This window comes from Nocardioides sp. GCM10023255 (assembly GCF_042653125.1).
Classification (GTDB): domain Bacteria; phylum Actinomycetota; class Actinomycetes; order Propionibacteriales; family Nocardioidaceae; genus Nocardioides.
The window spans coordinates 19,675-35,836 of the sequence record NZ_JBHSHU010000009.1; the positions used below are offsets into that span (position 1 = coordinate 19,675).

A 16,162-nucleotide genomic window follows, 5' to 3' on the forward strand; every position below is an offset into this window, starting at 1 on the left:
TCGCGTCACGAGCGCCGGGCGAGCTTGAGCTCGCGCACCGCGCGGTCCTGGTCGGAGGCGTGCTTGAGGACGACGCCGAGTGTCTCGGCCACCGCCCGCTCGTCGAGGTCGCCGATCTCGAGGGCGATCAGCGTGCGCGCCCAGTCGACCGACTCGGCGATGGAGGGGGCCTTCTTCAGCTCCAGCTCGCGCAGCCGACCGACCGTGGCCACCAGCTGCTCGGCGACGCGCTGCTCGAGGTCGGGCACCTGCGAGGTGACGATCTCGCGCTCCCGCTCGGCGTCGGGATAGTCCAGGTGGAGGTAGAGGCAGCGCCGCTTGACGGCCTCGGAGAGCTCACGGGTGGCGTTGGAGGTGAGCACCACGAACGGCCGGCGCACGGCCGCGACGGTGCCGAGCTCGGGGATCGTGACCTGGAAGTCCGAGAGCACCTCCAGCAGCAGGCCCTCCACCTCGACGTCGGTCTTGTCGACCTCGTCGACCAGCAGCACCGTCGGCTCCGCGCGCCGGATCGCGGTCAGCAGCGGGCGGGTCAGCAGGAACTCGTCGGTGAAGATGTCGTCGTGGGTCTCCGACCACGTCCGGCTGTCGCCCTGCGAGGCCTGGATGCGGAGCAGCTGCTTCTTGTAGTTCCACTCGTAGAGCGCCCGCGCCTCGTCGAGTCCCTCGTAGCACTGCAGCCGGACCAGGTCGGCCCCGGTCGCCCGGGCCACCGCCTTGGCGAGCTCGGTCTTCCCCACACCGGCCGGCCCCTCGACGAGCAGCGGCTTCTCCAGCGCGCCGGCGAGGTACGCCGTCGTGGCGGTCGCCGGGTCGGCCAGGTAGCCGGCGCCCGCCAGGCGGTCGGCGGCGTCGGACGGGGAGGAGAACCAGGCGGAGGTCACGACGCGAGCCTAGGAGACCCGCGCCCGGCGGTGACTCCCGCCCGCTCTCGCGGGACCTTCGGTTCATCCGGGCTTCACGGATGCGACCTAGCGTCGGTGGCATGGGAGCGGTGCCGCTCCGGCTCGGGCGGACACTCCACGTGCTCGGCTCACCCGTGGTCGTGACCGCGGGCGCGGTGCTGCTGGCCCTCGGGCTGCGGCTCCCCTTCGTGCAGCACGTCGCCTACCCCGACGAGGGCGGGCTGATGCTCGTGGCGCGGCACTGGCGCGAGGGCGGTCCGACGCTCTACGGGCACCTCTTCGTCGACCGGCCCCCGGCGCTCGTCATGTTCTGGAGGCTCGCGGTCGACCTCGGTGGCCTCGAGGCCGCCCGGCTGCTGGCCCTGCTGACGACCGCGGTGCTGGTGGTCGCCGCCGCGGGCTGCGGCCACCTGCTCGCGGGACGACGGGGGACGACGTGGGCAGCGTTCGTCGGCGCCGCGCTCGCCGCCAACCCGCTGCTGGGCTCGGTGGAGGTGAACGGCGAGCTGCTCGGCGCCCCGCTGACCATGCTGGCCTGCCTGGCGCTGCTCGCCGCGCTGCGCAGCTTCCGGCCCGGCCGCGACGACCTGTTGCTGGTGCTCGCCGGAGTGCTGGCCGGCGGCGCGCTGCTGGTCAAGCAGAACCTCGCCGGCGCCCTGGTCCTCGGCCTGGTGCTCGCCCTGACCGGCGCCGCCACGGGCGCCTGGCCGTGGCGCCGGGCCGTGCGCGTCGTCGGAGTGGGCGCAGCGGGGGCCCTGCTCCCGCTGGCGGCGACGGCGCTCTGGGCCCAGACCGAGGGACCGGGCGCGGGGACGCTCTGGTTCACGCTGTACCAGTTCCGGCTCGACGCGGCGTCGGTCATGGTCGGCTACTCCTCGAGCGCCACCCACGACCGGGCGGTCTCCCTGCTCGCGCTCACCCTGCTCAGCGGCCTCGCCCTGGTCGTGGTCCCGGGACTGTGGTCGCTCCTCCCCGGCGTACGCCGCGGCGACCCGGTGACGGTGGCGGTCCTCGCGATGGTGGCGTTCGAGGCGGTCGGCGTGGTGCTCGGCGGGAGCTACTGGGCGCACTACCTGATCGGGCTCGTCCCGGGCGTGGTGCTGGTCGCCGCGCTGGCGGCCGGTGCCGGGCTGCGCCGCCGGCTCCCCGTGGTGCCCGGCATGGCGTTCGTGCTCGCCTCGGCGGTGGTCGTGACGGGCATGCGCGCCGCGGCGTACCAGCCTGCCGGGGAGCACCAGGGCAGCGCGGTGGCCGCGTGGCTGCACGCCGCCAGCCACCCCGGCGACAGCGGGCTGGTCACCTACGGGCGCGCCGACATCCTCGCCGCCTCCGGTCTGACCCCGGCCTACCCGTACCTGTGGAGCCTGCCGATGCGCACGCTCGACCCGGACCTGGTCCACCTGGTGCGCCGGCTGGAGGGCGGCCGGGCTCCGACCTGGGTGGTCGAGTCCTCGCCGCTCGACTCGTGGCACCTCGACCCGACCGGTCGGGTGGGGAACGCCCTGGCCGAGCACTACCGGGTGGTCGGCACGGTGTGCGGCGTCCCCGTCCTCCTGCACGACGGCGTGCACAGGTCGCTGCCCGCCGCTCCTGCGTGGTGCAGCGTCTCCTGAGCCCTCCAGCGGTCCGGTCGAGCGTGACCCTCCTGCCGTGCGCTCGTTGGGCCGTCATGGCACCGCAACCCCGCCGCCGCCCGCCCCGCCGCCTGCGCGACCACCTGGTCCAGGCCGCCGGCGTGACGGTCGTGGCCGCAGCGGTCGCGACGGCCCTGCTGCCCGGCGGCCTCGACGTCACCGGCATGAGCGACACCTCCGACCCGACGTCGCAGACCCGGGTGGAGACCCCGGAGACCGCCCAGGTGCGGTCCCTGATGGCGCGCTACGACTGCAGCACCGAGGGCTTCGGGCAGACGGCGATCCCTCGCTCGGCGATCATCCGCCGCCCGCAGGGCACCATCGAGCTGGTGTCGTTCGACCGGGGTTGGCAGGTCTTCAAGGACCACGGGCCCACCTCGCTGGTGGCCGTCTGCCTGCGCCCGCCGCGCTGACGGCGGCCCGGCTCAGTCCTCGAACGAGCCGTGCCGGCCCGCACCGGACGTGAAGCGCGCGGCACCGTCGAGGGCGCCGGCGGCCAGCGAGCGGAGCCCGTGCGCGAGCTCCCCGGCCATCGCGGCCGGCGCCGGGAGACCCTCCTGCTCCAGCACGGAGAGGCGGTCACCGCGCAGGCACTCCTGGGGGAACGCGGCGAGCGACGCCGCCAGCGCCTCGGCGGCCTCCCGGGCGGTGCCGGCGGGGACGACCCGGTTGACCAGGCCCATCCGCTCGGCCTCGTCCGCGCCGACCGGACGGCCGGTGAGGATCAGGTCGAGCGCCCGGCTGGTCCCGATCAACCGCGGCAGCCGGACCGTGCCGCCGTCGACCAGGGGCACCCCCCACCTGCGGCAGAACACCCCGAGGACCGCGTCGGCGGCGGCCACCCGCAGGTCGCACCAGGCGGCGAGCTCGAGACCGCCTGCGACCGCGTGGCCCTCGATCGCGGCCACGACCGGCTTGGACAGCCGCATCCGGGTCGGCCCCATCGGGCCGTCGCCGCCCTCCGCGACCCGGTTGCCGGTCGCGGTGCCGACGGCCTTGAGGTCAGCCCCGGCGCAGAAGGTGCCGCCGGCGCCGTACAGCACCGCGACCGCGGCGGACGGATCGGCGTCGAAGTCCCGGAACGCCTCGGCGAGCGCCCGTGCCGTGGGTCCGTCCACGGCGTTGCGGACCTCAGGACGGTCGAGGACCACGGTGGTGACGGGGCCTCGGCGCTCGACGCGGACGGTCATCGGGCCAGCGTAGGTGGGGACGTGGGTGGACGAGGAGAGCCTCATCCCGTTTGACACGGGTAATGGAGTCTCGGGCGTCGGTCCGGTCTCCCGGTCCTCGGTCCCGCAACCTTGGTCTGGCTCTCCTCGTCGCATCACCCAGTCAAGCCGCGGGGCGGGCGCGGCCCCAGGGGCCAAGGTCCCGATCCGGTCCCGGCCCGGGGCCGCGAGGTGGCGAAGCGCACCCCCGGCGCAGGACCTTGGCCCCTGAGGCGGCCACTCCCGGCGCTCTAGCGTCGCAGGCAGACGAGGGTGAGGAGACCCGGATGACGGCCGCCGTCGAGACCAGCGGGCTGCGCAAGGAGTTCCGCCGCGTCGTCGCGCTGCACGGCCTCGACCTGACCGTCCCGACCGGCTCGGTGTTCGGCTACCTCGGGCCCAACGGCGCCGGCAAGACCACCACGATCCGGCTGCTGACCGGGCTGCTGCGCCCCACGTCGGGCCGGGCGGAGGTGCTCGGCATGGACGTGGCGGACCGACCGGACGAGGTGCAGCGCCGGGTGGGCTACCTGCCCGGCCGGTTCGTGGCGTACCCCGACCTCACCGGCGCCGAGTACCTGCACTACCTGGCCGCGCTCCGCGGCGGCGTCGACTGGGCGGACGTCCAGCGGCTCGGCGACCGCTTCGACCTCGACCTGTCGCGGCGGATCGGCACCCTCTCGCACGGGAACCAGCAGAAGGTGGGCCTGGTCCAGGCGTTCATGCACCGGCCGGACCTGCTCGTCCTGGACGAGCCCACGACCGGCCTCGACCCGATCATGCAGCAGGAGTTCCTCACCCTGGTGAGCGAGGCGAGCCGGGCGGGAGCCACCGTGTTCCTGTCCTCGCACATCCTGTCCGAGGTCGAGGCCGTGGCCGACACGGTGGCGATCCTGCGCGAGGGCCGGCTGGTCCGGACCGCGACCATCCCCGAGCTGCGGGCGCAGGTGGTGCGGCGCTGGGACCTGACGTTCACCCACCAGGTGCCGCTCGAGGTGCTGCAGGGCTGCCCCCAGGTGAGCGAGGTCCGGGTGCACGACCGGACGGCGCACCTGGTGCTGGCCGGCTCGGCCGAGACCCTGCTGCGCGCCGTGGCGTCGTACGGCGTCGAGAACGTCGTGACCCACGAGGCCGACCTGACCGAGGTGTTCCTCCAGTACTACACGCGAGGTGAGCCGTGGCGAGCCGCGTGACCGCACCACCGACGGTGCCCGACCAGACGCCGTTCCTCCTGCGCAGCGTCTACCGCAAGAGCCTGCGCGACCATCGGCACGGGCTGGTCGGCTGGTCGGTCGGGATCGCGCTGCTCGTGGTCACCGAGTCGCTGATCTGGCCGTCGTTCAAGGACATGCCGGACATCGAGAAGCTCTTCGAGCAGTACCCGGACTACATGCAGCGGCTCTTCGACGTCAGCTCGATGACCAGCGGCCTGGGCTTCATCAACTCCGAGCTCTTCACGCTGATGCTGCCCGCGCTGTTCCTGGTCTATGCGATCGGGCGGGGCGGCCGGCTGGTGGCGGGCGAGGAGGAGGACGGCACGCTCGACGTGCTCCTGGTGACCCCGCTGTCGAGCGGCCGGATCCTGCTGGAGAAGGCGCTCGCGCTCGTCACGTGCGTGGCGCTGCTCGGGGTGGGGTTGTACGCCGTGACGCTCGGCTGCAGCGTGGCGATCGGCATGGGCATCGGCCCGCTGGACACGTTGTCCGGCTGCCTGGCGATGGTGCTGCTCGGCAGTGAGTTCGGCCTGCTGGCCCTCGGGGTGGGCGCGGCGACCGGGCGGCGGTCGCTGGCCGTGGGCGTGCCCGCCGCGCTCGCGGTGGCCGGCTACGTCCTCTACGTCGCCGGCCTGCTCGTGGAGGGCGTCGACCCGTGGCAGCACCTCTCGCCCCTCGAGCAGGCGCTCGCCAGCGGGCCGCTCGGCGGAGGCCTGCCCGTGGACTTCGTCTGGCTGGCCCTCGGCTGCGTCGTCGTGGCCGTCGCGACCCTGCCCCTGCTGGACCGCCGTGACATCGCCGCACCGGGCTGACCGGGGCGGCACCCACCCCACGACGAGAGGAGAACACGATGCACGCCACCAAGGGTGACCGCCTGGTCATCCGCAGCGCCCACGTCGACGAGGCCGTCCGCGACGGCGAGATCCTGGAGGTCCACGGCGAGGACGGCGCGCCGCCGTACCTGGTGCGCTGGTCGGACAACGGCCACGAGTCGCTGACCTTCCCGGGACCGGACGCATATGTCCAGCACTTCCCCCACGACGACTCCGACACCTGACCCGGACGGCACGACGTCGCGCGGGCTGACCTCGGACGAGGCCGCGCGGCGGCTGGCCGAGGCCGGCCCCAACGCGCTCCCCCGGCCGCGCCGGGTCGGCCCGCTCGGCCGGGTGGGCGCGCAGCTGCGCGACCCGATGATCCTGCTGCTGCTCGCGGCGGGTGTGGTCACGGTGCTGGTCGGCGACGCGGCCGACGCCGGCGTCATCGCGCTGGTCGTGGTGGTGAACACCGCGGTCGGCGTGACCCAGGACCTGCGGGCCGACCAGGCCATCGCCGAGCTCGACCAGCTGACCGCGCCGGTGGCCGAGGTGGTCCGCGACGGCCGCCGCGTCGAGGTCCCGGCGGCCGACGTGGTGCCCGGCGACCTGGTGCGGCTCGACGCCGGCGGCATCGTGCCTGCCGACCTGCGGCTGGTCGAGGCGGTCACCCTGACCGTCGACGAGTCGGCCATGACCGGGGAGTCCCAGCCGGTCGAGCGCGCCGCCGGGGACGAGGTGCTGGCCGGCACGGTCGCGACCCGGGGCCGCGGGCTGGGCGAGGTGCTGCGGACCGGGGCCGACAGCGGCCTGGGCCGGATCGCGGGCCTGATCACGACGGCGCGGGTGCGGGAGACCCCGCTGCAGCGCCGGCTGCGGCGCCTCTCGCGCGACCTGGTGCTCGCGGTGCTCGCGATCGGGGTGGTGGTGGTCGTGCTCGGACTGGTCCGCGGCGAGCCGCTGGTGCAGACCTCGATCCTCGCCGTCAGCCTGGCCGTGGCGGCCGTGCCGGAGTCGTTGCCCGCCGTCGTCACGATCTCGCTGGCGCTGGGCGCGCACCGGATGGCGCAGCGGCACGCCCTGGTGCGCCACCTGCCCGCGGTCGAGACGCTGGGCTCGGTCACCGTCCTGGCCTCCGACAAGACCGGCACGCTCACCGAGGGACGGATGGTCGCCGGGGCGGTCTGGCTGCCGCCCGGGCACCGGTACGACGTGTCCGGCACCGGGTACGCGCCCGACGGCGACGTGGTCCCCGACGGTCCGGCCGCCCCCGCGGCCGCGCTGGACCGGCTGCTGCGCGACTCCGTGCTCTGCAACGACGCCCGGCTGGTCGAGCCGACTCCGGACAGCGACTCGTGGGGAGCGGCCGGGGACACCCTCGAGGCGGCACTGCTCGCCCTCGCGGCCAAGGGCGGCACCAGCACGGCCGACGTCCACCGCGCCTGGCCCCGCGAGGACGAGGTGCCGTTCGAGGCCGAGCGGGGCTGGATGGCGACCACGCACCGCTCGGAGTCCGGCACGGGCCTGCGGGTCTGCAAGGGCGCGCCCGAGGTGCTGCTGGGGATGGTCACGGCCCCCGACGAGCTTCGTGGGCTCGCGGCCGCCGAGACCACCCGGCTGGCAGAGCAGGGCTTCCGGGTGATCGCCGTGGCCGACGCCGCGTCGTACGACGGCACCGATCCCGGCGACGTACCCCTGGAGCTGGTCGGCCTGGTCGGCATCGCCGACCCGCCCCGGGAGGTGTCGCGGGAGGTGGTCGCGGACTGCCACGCCGCAGGGATCACGGTCGTCCTGGTCACCGGTGACCACCCCGTCACCGCCGACGCGATCGCCGGCCGGCTCGGCATCACCGCGCAGGGCTCCACGACGGTCACCGGGCCGCAGCTGGAGGCCGGCGTCGACCCGGCGTCCCTGGCCGAGACCCGCGTCTACGCGCGCATCCGTCCCGAGGAGAAGGTGCAGATCGTGCAGGCCCTGCAGGAGCGGGGCGACGTCGTCGCGATGACCGGCGACGGGGTCAACGACGCGCCGGCGCTGCGCAACGCCGACATCGGCGTCGCCATGGGCCGGGGCGGGACCGAGGTGGCGCGCCAGGCGGCCGACCTGGTGCTCGCCGACGACGACCTGCGCACGGTGGTCGTCGCCGTCGAGGAGGGCCGGCGGATCTACACCAACATCCGCAACTTCCTCCGGTACGCCGTCTCCGGCGGCCTGGCCGAGGTCATCGTGGTCGTCCTCGGACCGCTGCTGGCCCTGGGCGTGCCGCTGCTGCCCGGCCAGATCCTGTGGATCAACATGCTCACGCACGGCCTGCCGGGGGTCGCGTTCGGCGCCGAGCCGGTCCGGGCCGAGTCGATGCGGCAACCACCCCGGTCGCCGGACGAGTCGGTGCTCGGTGCCGGCCTGGCCGCGGAGATCGGCTGGATCGGGGCCACCATCGGCGTGGTCACCCTGGGCGTCGGGCTGATGGCGCACCTGGTCGGCTGGCACGTGCAGTCCGCCGTGTTCCTGGCCCTCGGCTCGGCCCAGCTGGGGGTGGCGATGGCGCTGCGTGCGCCCGGTCGCCGGTGGGAGCGGCGCCCCCTCGACGTCGCGGTGGCGGGCGCGGCGCTCCTCCAGGTCGCCGGCGTGTACCTGCCGCCCCTCCAGCGCCTGCTCGGCACCGAGAGCCTGCCGCTGCCGGCCGCGCTCACCTGCGTCGGCCTCGCGCTGGTGCCGGGGCTGGCGGTGCTCCTGCGGGTCCGTCACCGGCGTCGTCGGCCCCCACCGTCCTGACCGCCCGGTGTGGGATGGGTCACGGCGGCCGTCACCGCCCGGCGGCTCCGTCGTTTGGTTTGGCGCCGGCCCATCGGGGAACCTTGTACGGCTACGGGGGCCGGTCAGGACATGTCGACGACCCCAGGAGTGACCCCGCCCCATGCTCTCCCGGAGCCCCCTCCACGATGCCGCGCGCCGCTTCGCAGCGCCCCTCGCCCTCGGCCTGCTGGCGCTGGCGTCGTCCACCGCGACCCCGCTGAGCCAGACGATCGACGCGGCCTACACGGTCGTGTCCGCGACGACGGGCGAGTCGACCACCCCCGCCGTCGGGCACGTGTTCGTGATCAACCTCGAGAACAAGGGCTACACCGAGACCTTCGGGCCCGGCTCGGCGGCGCCGTACCTCAGCGGGACGCTGCGCGACCAGGGCCAGCTGCTCACGCAGTACCACGGCACGGCGCACAACAGCCTGCCGAACTACGTCGCGCAGATCAGCGGCCAGGGCCCGAACGCCCAGACCCAGGCCGACTGCCAGGTCTACTCCGACTTCGTGCAGGTGGCGACGGTGGCGCCCGGCCAGGCAGTCGGCACCGGCTGCGTCTACCCCCGCTCGGTCACGACCGTCGCGGACCAGCTCGAGGCCGCGGGGCTGACGTGGCGCGGCTACATGGAGGACATGGGGACGCCGTGCCGCCACCCCGAGGCGAACACCGCGGACGACACCCAGCAGGCCGAGGTCGGCGACCAGTACGCCGCCCGGCACAACCCGTTCGTCTACTTCAGGAGCATCACGTCGTCACCGTCGTGCGCGACCCACGACGTGGACCTCTCCGAGCTGCCGGGCGACCTCGCGTCGGTCGCCTCGACGCCGAACCTCTCCTACATCACCCCGAACCTCTGCAACGACGGCCACGACAGCCCGTGCGTCGACGGCCGGCCCGGCGGCCTGGCCACCGCCGACGAGTGGCTGCGGACGTGGGTCCCGCGGATCCTGGCCTCGCCGGCGTTCCAGCAGGACGGGCTCCTGGTGGTCACGTTCGACGAGGCCGACACCGGCACCGCCGAGGGAGCCGAGGCGTGCTGCGGCGAGGGCCCTGCCCCCAACGCCCCGCTGCCCGGCATCTACGGCCTCGGCGGCGGCCGGACCGGCGCCGTGCTGCTCTCGCCGTTCATCACGCCCGGGTCCACCAACGACACCCCCTACAACCACTACTCGCTGCTGCGCACCGTCGAGGACACCTTCGACCTCGCGCCCCTGGGCTACGCCCGCGACGCGCGCGCCTTCGGCAGCGACGTGTACGCCGCGGCCGGCTGAGTGTCACCGGCTGACGATCACCGGTAGAGCCGCACGTGCTCCTCGGTCACCGCGCCGATGTCCTCGGCCGCGACGTCGAGGAGCCGGTGGGCCAGTGCCGACAGCGCGCGTGAGGCGGCGAGCTCGTCACCGATCTCCGGCACGTTCGCGTCGGTGGGGTTGAGCCGGGCGGTGCCCTCGCCGCTCAGCGGTCGCGCCGACTTCTCCGTGCTCAGCCGCGCCTCCGCGTGGGTGCGGCCTTCCTGCTCGCCGATGAAGATCTCCACGGTCCACGTCTTCGTGTGCATGTCTCCTCCTGAGGGGTGTCACCCTCATCGACCCACGCGCGGCAGGCGCCCGGCAGGGGCCAAGGTCACGAGGCGACGCTCCCGTGTCTGGGGTCGGCGGGCTACCGTGGCCGCATGATCGGATTCCTCGTCGCCGGCCTCGTCATCGGGGCCCTGGCACGGCTCATCAAGCCCGGCCGGCAGAACCTCGGCATCCTGGCCACCCTCGGCCTCGGCCTGGTGGGGTCGCTGATCGGCGGCGTCATCGCGCAGTTCTTCGGCACCGGCAGCATCTGGGAGCTCAACGTCCTCGGGTTCGTGCTGGCCGTGGTCGCCGCGGTCATGCTGATCGGCGTCGCCGAGAGCGTGGCCGGCAAGGACCGCGTCTGACCCTGCCGGCGCTCAGGCGTCGAGCGAGACGCGCTCCCCGGTGGCCGCGAGCAGCGGGCTCGCGCGGCCCGCGGCGCTGACGGCCGCGACGAACCTGTCCCCCGGCGTGAGGAAGAGGCGCTCATGGCGGCGCCTGGCCAGGCGTCGCAGGCCGACCGGCCAGAAGGTGCCCCAGTGCACCGGCACCGCCCAGGCGGCGCCGACCCGGTCCACCGCCTCGGCCGCCTCGGCCGGGTCCATGTGCTCCGGGCCGAGGCTCGGCCCCCACCCCCCGACCGGCACCAGCGCCAGCTCGACCGGCTCGACCTCGCGCATGTCCTCGCGCAGCCCGGTGTCGCCGGGGTACCAGAACGAGCGGCCCGCCCCCGCGACCCGGTAGCCCACGGCGGTGCCGGTGCTCCGCGGCAGGGGCAGCCGACGCCCGTCGTGCGTGGCCGCGAGGACCTGCACGTCGAACGACCCCGTCGACACCTCGATCCGCAGCTCCTCCCCGGGCTCGGCCACCACGACCCTCTCGAAGCCGAGCCGGCCGACCAGCCCGGCGCCGCCGGGCGCGACCACGACCGTGGCCGAGCGGGGCAGCAGCCGCAGGGACGGCAGGTGGCAGTGGTCGGCGTGCAGGTGGGAGATCATCACGACGTCGGCACGGGTGGCCGCACCCAGCGACGGCGTCGCGCCGTACCTCCTCAGGTGCAGGAGCCGATCGGTCAGCAGCGGATCCAGGACGATGCGCACGCCGCCGACCTCGACCGTCGTCGAGGCGTGCCCCCACCAGGTGAAGGCCAGGCTCCCTGTCATGGCCCCACGGTACGGAACAGCTGCTCGGGCGCCGGCGTGGTTCAGGTGATCGGTCGGTGCACGAGCTCGTGCACGAGGGTCGTGCCACCGGCGGAGACGAGCGCGAGTCCGGTGCTGTCCGGGTCCGGGAACACCAGCTGGGTCAGGCAGGCGGTGCCGCCCTGGGCGAAGACCTCCACCGAGCCGACGTCGACGTACACCTCCAGCCGCAGCCTCCCCTCCTCGAGGGCGACCGGGGCGCGGTCGACGGAGGCGAAGGACGGGCTGAACCCGGAGTCCCCCGAGGCACGACGGTCCAGGCTGAGCGTGCCGGTCCCGGGCTCGTAGCGCAGCCGGGTGACCTCGTCGCGACCGACGCACAGGTCCAGGCCGAGCTCCGTCGCGTCCACGTGGTCGAAGGTCACGTCGAGCCGGTAGCGCGGGCCGCCGGGGACGGCCAGCTCACCGGTCAGGACGAAAGGCCCCGGCGTCACGGGGCTCGGGGACCCCTCGAGCACGGCCAGCTCGGGCGCTGGTCGCTGCACCAGCGTGACCCTGTCGGCGACCGTCCGCAGCGAGAGCTCCCGGGGCAGGGACATGGCGCCCCGCCACGGTTCGGTCGGGACCACGTGGGCGTAGTCCCAGTTGCTCATCCAGCCGATCATGATCCGGCGACCGTCGGGCGCGTTGTCGAAGCTCACCGCCGCGTAGAAGTCGCGGCCCCAGTCCAGCCAGCGTCGCTCCTCGGGGACCGTCGTGTCGTCCGACAGGACCGTGAACGTGGTGCCGTCGAACTCACCGAGGTGGTAGCGGGTGCCGGACCCACCCGCCGGACTGCCGGGATTGACGCTGACCACGAGCACCCACAGCGACCGGTCGGCGTCACCGTCGATCGGCAGCTCGAACAGGTCCGGGCACTCCAGGAACCCCTCGGCGCCGTCGCCGGGGTCGAAGGTGCTGAGCGGTGTCCAGCTCGTGAGGTCGTCGGAGCGGTGGAGCAGGACGAGGCGGTCCTCGGCCTCGACCGCCACCATCACCCAGTGGCCCGCGTCCTGCCCCGTCGCGTGCCAGAAGACCTTCGGGTCGCGGAAGTGCCGGGAGCCGCGGTCCAGCACCGGGTTGGCGTCGTACGTCGTCCACGTGCTGCCCGCGTCCAGGCTGAAGGCCAGCGACTGGGCCTGGCGCCCGTCGGCGTAGACGCTCGTGTAGACGGCCACGAGGGGCGCCGGGCCCCCGGTCTCACCGAACCCGGACGTGTTGTGGTGGTCGACCACCACGCAGCCGGAGAAGATCTGCTCCTCCGGGCGGTGCACCAGGGCGACCGGGTGCTCCGTCCAGTGCACGAGGTCAGTGCTCGTGGCGTGGCCCCAGCTCATGTTGCCCCACTCGTTCGCCCGCGGGTTGTGCTGGAAGAAGAGGTGGTGGGTCCCGTCGAGGTGCACGAGGCCGTTCGGGTCGTTCATCCAGTGCTGCGCCGGCGTGAAGTGGTAGCCGGGTCGGCGGTCGCTCACGGTCGGGTCCCTCTCCGGTCAGGAACGACGAAGGACCGGACCCCGTGACGGGATCCGGTCCTTCGACATGGCGGTGGCGGTGGGATTTGAACCCACGGTGGGTTTGACCCCACACATCATTTCGAGTGATGCACCTTCGGCCGCTCGGACACGCCACCGCCGGAGAGAGTACCGGAGCGCGCCCGCGCGGTGAAATCGGCTCCCGGGGTCAGGGGGCTCCCACCCACGGGACGGTCAGCTCGGAGGGATACCTCCGCGAGGCGTGGATCGTCATCACCGCCAGGGTGCCCGGCAGGTCCGAGGCCGCCGGGGCCAGGTGGGGCACGTCGAAGGCCTGGACCGCGATCCGCAACCGGTGGCCGGGGCGGATGCTGGCCGCCGTCGGGAAGACCTCCACATCGACCGGGGCCACCTCCCCGTCCCCGAGCGGCTGCTTCGAGGCCCGGGTGAACGGGTGGAACGGCTGCAGCACCCTGCCGTCGAGGTACCGGGTCCTGTCCGCGTCCAGGGCCCGCTGGGAGAGCACCTGCCAGCCCCCGGTGAGCCGGGTGACGGTGCCATCGGGGGCGACGTCCTCGACCGCCACCGACAGCATGCCGTCGCCACTGGTGCTGGAGGTGAACAGGTGCGCGTTGATCGGGCCGGCGAACCGGACCGCCCGGGTCACCGGTGCGGTCTCGAACACGACCCCGGCCCGGTCGTTGGGAGCGTTGTCGGTGAAGCACGGGTTGTCGGCCAGCACGGCGTTCGGCAGGCCCGCCGTCCACTGGTCGGCCGACCGGGTGCACAGCCCGGCCACCGGGACCGGGAGCACGTCAGCGGTGCCGGGCTGCGGCGTACCCGTGGTCAGGGTGCCGGCCGCTCCACCGGTGGTGGCGTCGCCGGAGAGCAGGTAGCTGCGGGCCCGCGCGCCGGCCGGGAGCCAGGAGTCGGACGCGCGCCAGCGCCCGCTGCCCTGCTCGTAGCGGGTCACCGGCGGGACGTCCCGGGCCAGGCCCGGGTCGGGCCGGCCGCGCAGCCAGTGGTCGAACCAGCGCAGCTGCAGCTCGGCGAGGGTGCCGTGGCCGGCGTCGCCCACGTCGGCGCCGGAGGAGCCCTGCAGGTGGTCCCAGGGGCCGACGATCAGCCTCGTCGGGACGTCGTTGGCCTGCAGGTGCTCGAAGAGCATCGGCGTCCCGCGCTGGAACAGGTCGTGCTCGCCGCCCACGAGGAACGTCGGCACGCGCACCCGGTCGATCACCCGCAGCGGCGAGCGCTCGCGGTAGAAGGGCCCGTCGTACGCCGCGTCGCCGCCGAGCGCCGCGTCGAGCAACAGCGGCGCGGTGAACGAGCCGGCGGCGCCGAGATGGTCGAGCAGCGCGGCGACGCCCGACCGGCTGTCGCTGCCCAGTGTCGCCGGCGGGACGAGGCCCGTCGCCGTCACCAGGCCCAGCCAGAGCGGGATGAAACCGACGTCGATCTGGCCGCCGGAGGCGACGACGTCGCGGTAGACGTCACCCGCCGGCACCTGCGGGAAGATCGCGTCCAGGCCGGCGGGGTGCTGGGCGGCGGTGAAGATCTGGTTGATCCCCATGTACGACGGGCCGCTCATCCCGACGTGACCGTTGCTCCACGGCCGCCGGCGCGCGTGCGCCCACTCGACGACCTCCTTGCCGTCCCGGTTCTCGCGGCGGCCGAACGCGTTCCAGCTGCCCTCGGAGCTGCCGGTGCCGCGGGCGTCGACCGTGAGCTGGGCGTAGCCGCGACGGACCAGGTAGCCGGGGTCGGTGCCACCGAGGCCGCCGGACGAGCCGAGCGCGGTCTTGTTGTAGGCGGTGATCGTGACGACGACCGGGAACCGCCGCTCGACCGCCTCGCCGTCCGCGTCGGCCGGCAGGGTCAGGTCGCCGCGCAGCACCGTGCCGTCGGACATCGGGATCGCGAGGTCCTTCTCCACCACGGTGCCGGGGTAGCGGGCCGGCCGCGGCTCCCAGCCGCCGGACGGGCCGGCGGACCTCATGGCGCCCGGGTCGGCCGGCCTCATGGCGCGAGGGCCGGCGTACGACGTGGTGGTCGCTGCGAGCGTGCCCGCCACGAGGGCCGACGCGGTCAGGCCGGCGAGCAGGCGGACGGTGGAGCGGGCGTGGTTCACGGGGCCTCCCTGGTCTCCCCCGTCCAACGCCGGCTCCGGGGCGACGTCATGGGAGGTGATGCGGGTCACACCCGCTACGCCCCATGTAACGCGGTGTCCACGTCACTGGTGCGGTGCTGCACCACCGCACTGGAGGCGTGGACACCGCGTTACAAGGGGTCGGGTCAGGTCAGCTCGAGCAGGCGCTCCAGCCGGGCCAGGTGCGGGTCGAGGTCCCAGCCCTGGTCGGCCACCCAGGCGTCGTCCCAGTAGGTGCCGGAGTAGCGGTCGCCCCCGTCGCAGATCAGGGTCACGATGCTGCCCGCCTGGCCCGCGTCCCGCATGCGTACGGCGAGCTCCAGCGCCCCCACGAGGTTGGTGCCGGTCGAGGCACCGACCCGGCGCCCGATGACCCGCTCGACCACGCGCATCGCGGCGACCGAGGCGCCGTCCTCGACGGGGATCATCTCGTCGATCACGGTCGGCACGAAGGACGGCTCGACCCGGGGACGGCCGATCCCCTCGATCCGCGAGCCCCGGGCGACCACCTCGCAGCTGCGGGTGCGCCAGGCCTCCGCGAACGCCGAGCCCTCCGGGTCGACCACCGCGAGGCGGGTGTCGGTCCGTCGGTAGCGGCAGTAGCGGCCGATGGTGGCGCTGGTGCCGCCGGTTCCGGCGCCGACCACGATCCAGGCCGGCTCGGGGTGCCGCTCCATGGCCATCTGCTCGAAGATCGAGCACGCGATGTTGTTGTTGCCGCGCCAGTCCGTGACCACCGAGGCCCGTCCGAACTGGTCGAGGTAGTGGTGCCCCGGCTGCCGGCCCAGCCGCTCGGCCTCGGCGTACATCTCCTCGGCACGCTCGACCTTGTCGCAGCGACCACCGGCGCGCTCGATCAGGTCGAGCTTGGCCCGGGTGGTGCCGCGGGGCACGACGGCGACGAACTCCAGGCCCAGCATCGCGGCGAAGTACGCCTCCGAGATCGCCGTGGACCCGCTGGTGGCGTCGACCAGGGTGGTGCCGTCGGTGATGTCGCCGTTGGCGAGGCCGTAGAGGATCAGCGACCTGGCGAGCCGGTGCTTGAGCGAGCCGGTCGGGTGGACCGACTCGTCCTTGAGGTAGAGGTCGACGCCCCACGACCGCGGCAGCGGGAAGACGTGCAGGTGCGTGTCGGCGCTGCGGTTCGTGTCGGCCTCGATCCGGCGGATCGCCTCGGTCACCCAGGCGCGGTCGGAGTCCGTCATGCCCCGGAGCCTGCCA

The 16,162-nt window shown here is 74.1% G+C and carries 15 protein-coding genes and 1 tRNA gene; 8 read left to right on the plus strand and 8 right to left on the minus strand.

Features of this window, described 5'->3' with window-relative positions:
• Window positions 1-5: 5 nt before the first annotated feature.
• Window positions 6-884, minus strand: a complete 879-nt coding sequence (locus tag ACFO9I_RS13850; RefSeq protein ID WP_379181786.1) for an AAA family ATPase — start codon at window positions 882-884, stop codon at window positions 6-8.
• Window positions 885-985: 101 nt separating this feature from the next.
• Between ACFO9I_RS13850 and ACFO9I_RS13855 the strand changes: the two genes are divergently transcribed.
• A complete protein-coding gene (locus ACFO9I_RS13855) occupies window positions 986-2,518 on the plus strand; it encodes a hypothetical protein (protein ID WP_379181788.1) in 1,533 nt (510 codons plus the stop codon).
• Window positions 2,519-2,574: 56 nt separating this feature from the next.
• Window positions 2,575-2,952 carry a hypothetical protein gene (locus ACFO9I_RS13860; protein WP_379181790.1) on the plus strand — a complete coding sequence of 126 codons (378 nt, stop codon included), beginning with the start codon at window positions 2,575-2,577 and terminating at the stop codon, window positions 2,950-2,952.
• Between the two features lie 12 nt (window positions 2,953-2,964).
• Here the strand turns inward: ACFO9I_RS13860 and ACFO9I_RS13865 are convergent, their stop codons facing one another.
• Window positions 2,965-3,729, minus strand: coding sequence for a crotonase/enoyl-CoA hydratase family protein (locus ACFO9I_RS13865; RefSeq protein WP_379181792.1), 765 nt, complete (start codon window positions 3,727-3,729; stop codon window positions 2,965-2,967).
• A 305-nt stretch (window positions 3,730-4,034) separates the two neighbouring features.
• Here ACFO9I_RS13865 and ACFO9I_RS13870 point away from each other — a divergent pair, with 305 nt between their 5' ends.
• The 5 genes from ACFO9I_RS13870 to ACFO9I_RS13890 all read left to right on the plus strand — a co-directional run bounded on the left by ACFO9I_RS13870 (window position 4,035) and on the right by ACFO9I_RS13890 (window position 9,848).
• The gene (locus ACFO9I_RS13870) at window positions 4,035-4,940 is read left to right on the plus strand and encodes an ABC transporter ATP-binding protein (protein ID WP_379181794.1); all 906 of its coding nucleotides are present in this window, start codon (window positions 4,035-4,037) and stop codon (window positions 4,938-4,940) included.
• Complete coding sequence (locus tag ACFO9I_RS13875; RefSeq protein WP_379181796.1) at window positions 4,937-5,773, plus strand: ABC transporter permease; 837 nt, start codon at window positions 4,937-4,939, stop codon at window positions 5,771-5,773. Before ACFO9I_RS13870 ends, ACFO9I_RS13875 begins: the two co-directional genes overlap by 4 nt.
• Before the next feature lie 38 nt (window positions 5,774-5,811).
• Window positions 5,812-6,018, plus strand: a complete 207-nt coding sequence (locus ACFO9I_RS13880) for a DUF1918 domain-containing protein (protein ID WP_379181798.1) — start codon at window positions 5,812-5,814, stop codon at window positions 6,016-6,018.
• Window positions 5,981-8,551, plus strand: coding sequence for a cation-translocating P-type ATPase (locus ACFO9I_RS13885; protein WP_379181800.1), 2,571 nt, complete (start codon window positions 5,981-5,983; stop codon window positions 8,549-8,551). Before ACFO9I_RS13880 ends, ACFO9I_RS13885 begins: the two co-directional genes overlap by 38 nt.
• Before the next feature lie 142 nt (window positions 8,552-8,693).
• Entirely contained in the window at window positions 8,694-9,848 is a 1,155-nt protein-coding gene (locus tag ACFO9I_RS13890) for an alkaline phosphatase family protein (protein ID WP_379181802.1), read from the plus strand.
• A gap of 17 nt (window positions 9,849-9,865) precedes the next feature.
• Here ACFO9I_RS13890 and ACFO9I_RS13895 read toward each other — a convergent pair whose 3' ends face one another.
• Complete coding sequence (locus ACFO9I_RS13895; RefSeq protein WP_379181804.1) at window positions 9,866-10,135, minus strand: dsRBD fold-containing protein; 270 nt, start codon at window positions 10,133-10,135, stop codon at window positions 9,866-9,868.
• A 114-nt stretch (window positions 10,136-10,249) separates the two neighbouring features.
• Between ACFO9I_RS13895 and ACFO9I_RS13900 the strand changes: the two genes are divergently transcribed.
• Complete coding sequence (locus ACFO9I_RS13900) at window positions 10,250-10,504, plus strand: GlsB/YeaQ/YmgE family stress response membrane protein (RefSeq protein WP_379181806.1); 255 nt, start codon at window positions 10,250-10,252, stop codon at window positions 10,502-10,504.
• 12 nt (window positions 10,505-10,516) lie between these two features.
• Here the strand turns inward: ACFO9I_RS13900 and ACFO9I_RS13905 are convergent, their stop codons facing one another.
• The 5 genes from ACFO9I_RS13905 to ACFO9I_RS13925 form a co-directional block, all read right to left on the minus strand.
• Window positions 10,517-11,302 carry an MBL fold metallo-hydrolase gene (locus tag ACFO9I_RS13905; protein ID WP_379181807.1) on the minus strand — a complete coding sequence of 262 codons (786 nt, stop codon included), beginning with the start codon at window positions 11,300-11,302 and terminating at the stop codon, window positions 10,517-10,519.
• Window positions 11,303-11,343: 41 nt separating this feature from the next.
• Window positions 11,344-12,792 (minus strand): glycoside hydrolase family 32 protein, encoded by a 1,449-nt coding sequence (locus tag ACFO9I_RS13910; protein ID WP_379181809.1) that lies wholly within the window; start codon window positions 12,790-12,792, stop codon window positions 11,344-11,346.
• A 68-nt stretch (window positions 12,793-12,860) separates the two neighbouring features.
• A tRNA-Ser gene (locus ACFO9I_RS13915) sits at window positions 12,861-12,950 on the minus strand.
• A 50-nt stretch (window positions 12,951-13,000) separates the two neighbouring features.
• On the minus strand, window positions 13,001-14,923 hold the full coding sequence (locus tag ACFO9I_RS13920) for a CocE/NonD family hydrolase (RefSeq protein ID WP_379181811.1): 1,923 nt from the start codon (window positions 14,921-14,923) through the stop codon (window positions 13,001-13,003).
• A 164-nt stretch (window positions 14,924-15,087) separates the two neighbouring features.
• Window positions 15,088-16,146 carry a PLP-dependent cysteine synthase family protein gene (locus ACFO9I_RS13925; RefSeq protein WP_379181813.1) on the minus strand — a complete coding sequence of 353 codons (1,059 nt, stop codon included), beginning with the start codon at window positions 16,144-16,146 and terminating at the stop codon, window positions 15,088-15,090.
• Between the last annotated feature and the right edge of the window lie 16 nt (window positions 16,147-16,162).

Coding starts and splice junctions, on each gene's coding strand:
- ACFO9I_RS13880 (WP_379181798.1), top strand. CDS start 5,812: ATGCACGCCACCAAGGGTGACCGCCTGGTCATCCGCAGCGCCCACGTC.
- ACFO9I_RS13925 (WP_379181813.1), bottom strand. CDS start 16,146: ATGACGGACTCCGACCGCGCCTGGGTGACCGAGGCGATCCGCCGGATC.
- ACFO9I_RS13890 (WP_379181802.1), top strand. CDS start 8,694: ATGCTCTCCCGGAGCCCCCTCCACGATGCCGCGCGCCGCTTCGCAGCG.
- ACFO9I_RS13900 (WP_379181806.1), top strand. CDS start 10,250: ATGATCGGATTCCTCGTCGCCGGCCTCGTCATCGGGGCCCTGGCACGG.
- ACFO9I_RS13895 (WP_379181804.1), bottom strand. CDS start 10,135: ATGCACACGAAGACGTGGACCGTGGAGATCTTCATCGGCGAGCAGGAA.
- ACFO9I_RS13905 (WP_379181807.1), bottom strand. CDS start 11,302: ATGACAGGGAGCCTGGCCTTCACCTGGTGGGGGCACGCCTCGACGACG.
- ACFO9I_RS13860 (WP_379181790.1), top strand. CDS start 2,575: ATGGCACCGCAACCCCGCCGCCGCCCGCCCCGCCGCCTGCGCGACCAC.
- ACFO9I_RS13855 (WP_379181788.1), top strand. CDS start 986: ATGGGAGCGGTGCCGCTCCGGCTCGGGCGGACACTCCACGTGCTCGGC.
- ACFO9I_RS13885 (WP_379181800.1), top strand. CDS start 5,981: ATGTCCAGCACTTCCCCCACGACGACTCCGACACCTGACCCGGACGGC.
- ACFO9I_RS13870 (WP_379181794.1), top strand. CDS start 4,035: ATGACGGCCGCCGTCGAGACCAGCGGGCTGCGCAAGGAGTTCCGCCGC.
- ACFO9I_RS13865 (WP_379181792.1), bottom strand. CDS start 3,729: ATGACCGTCCGCGTCGAGCGCCGAGGCCCCGTCACCACCGTGGTCCTC.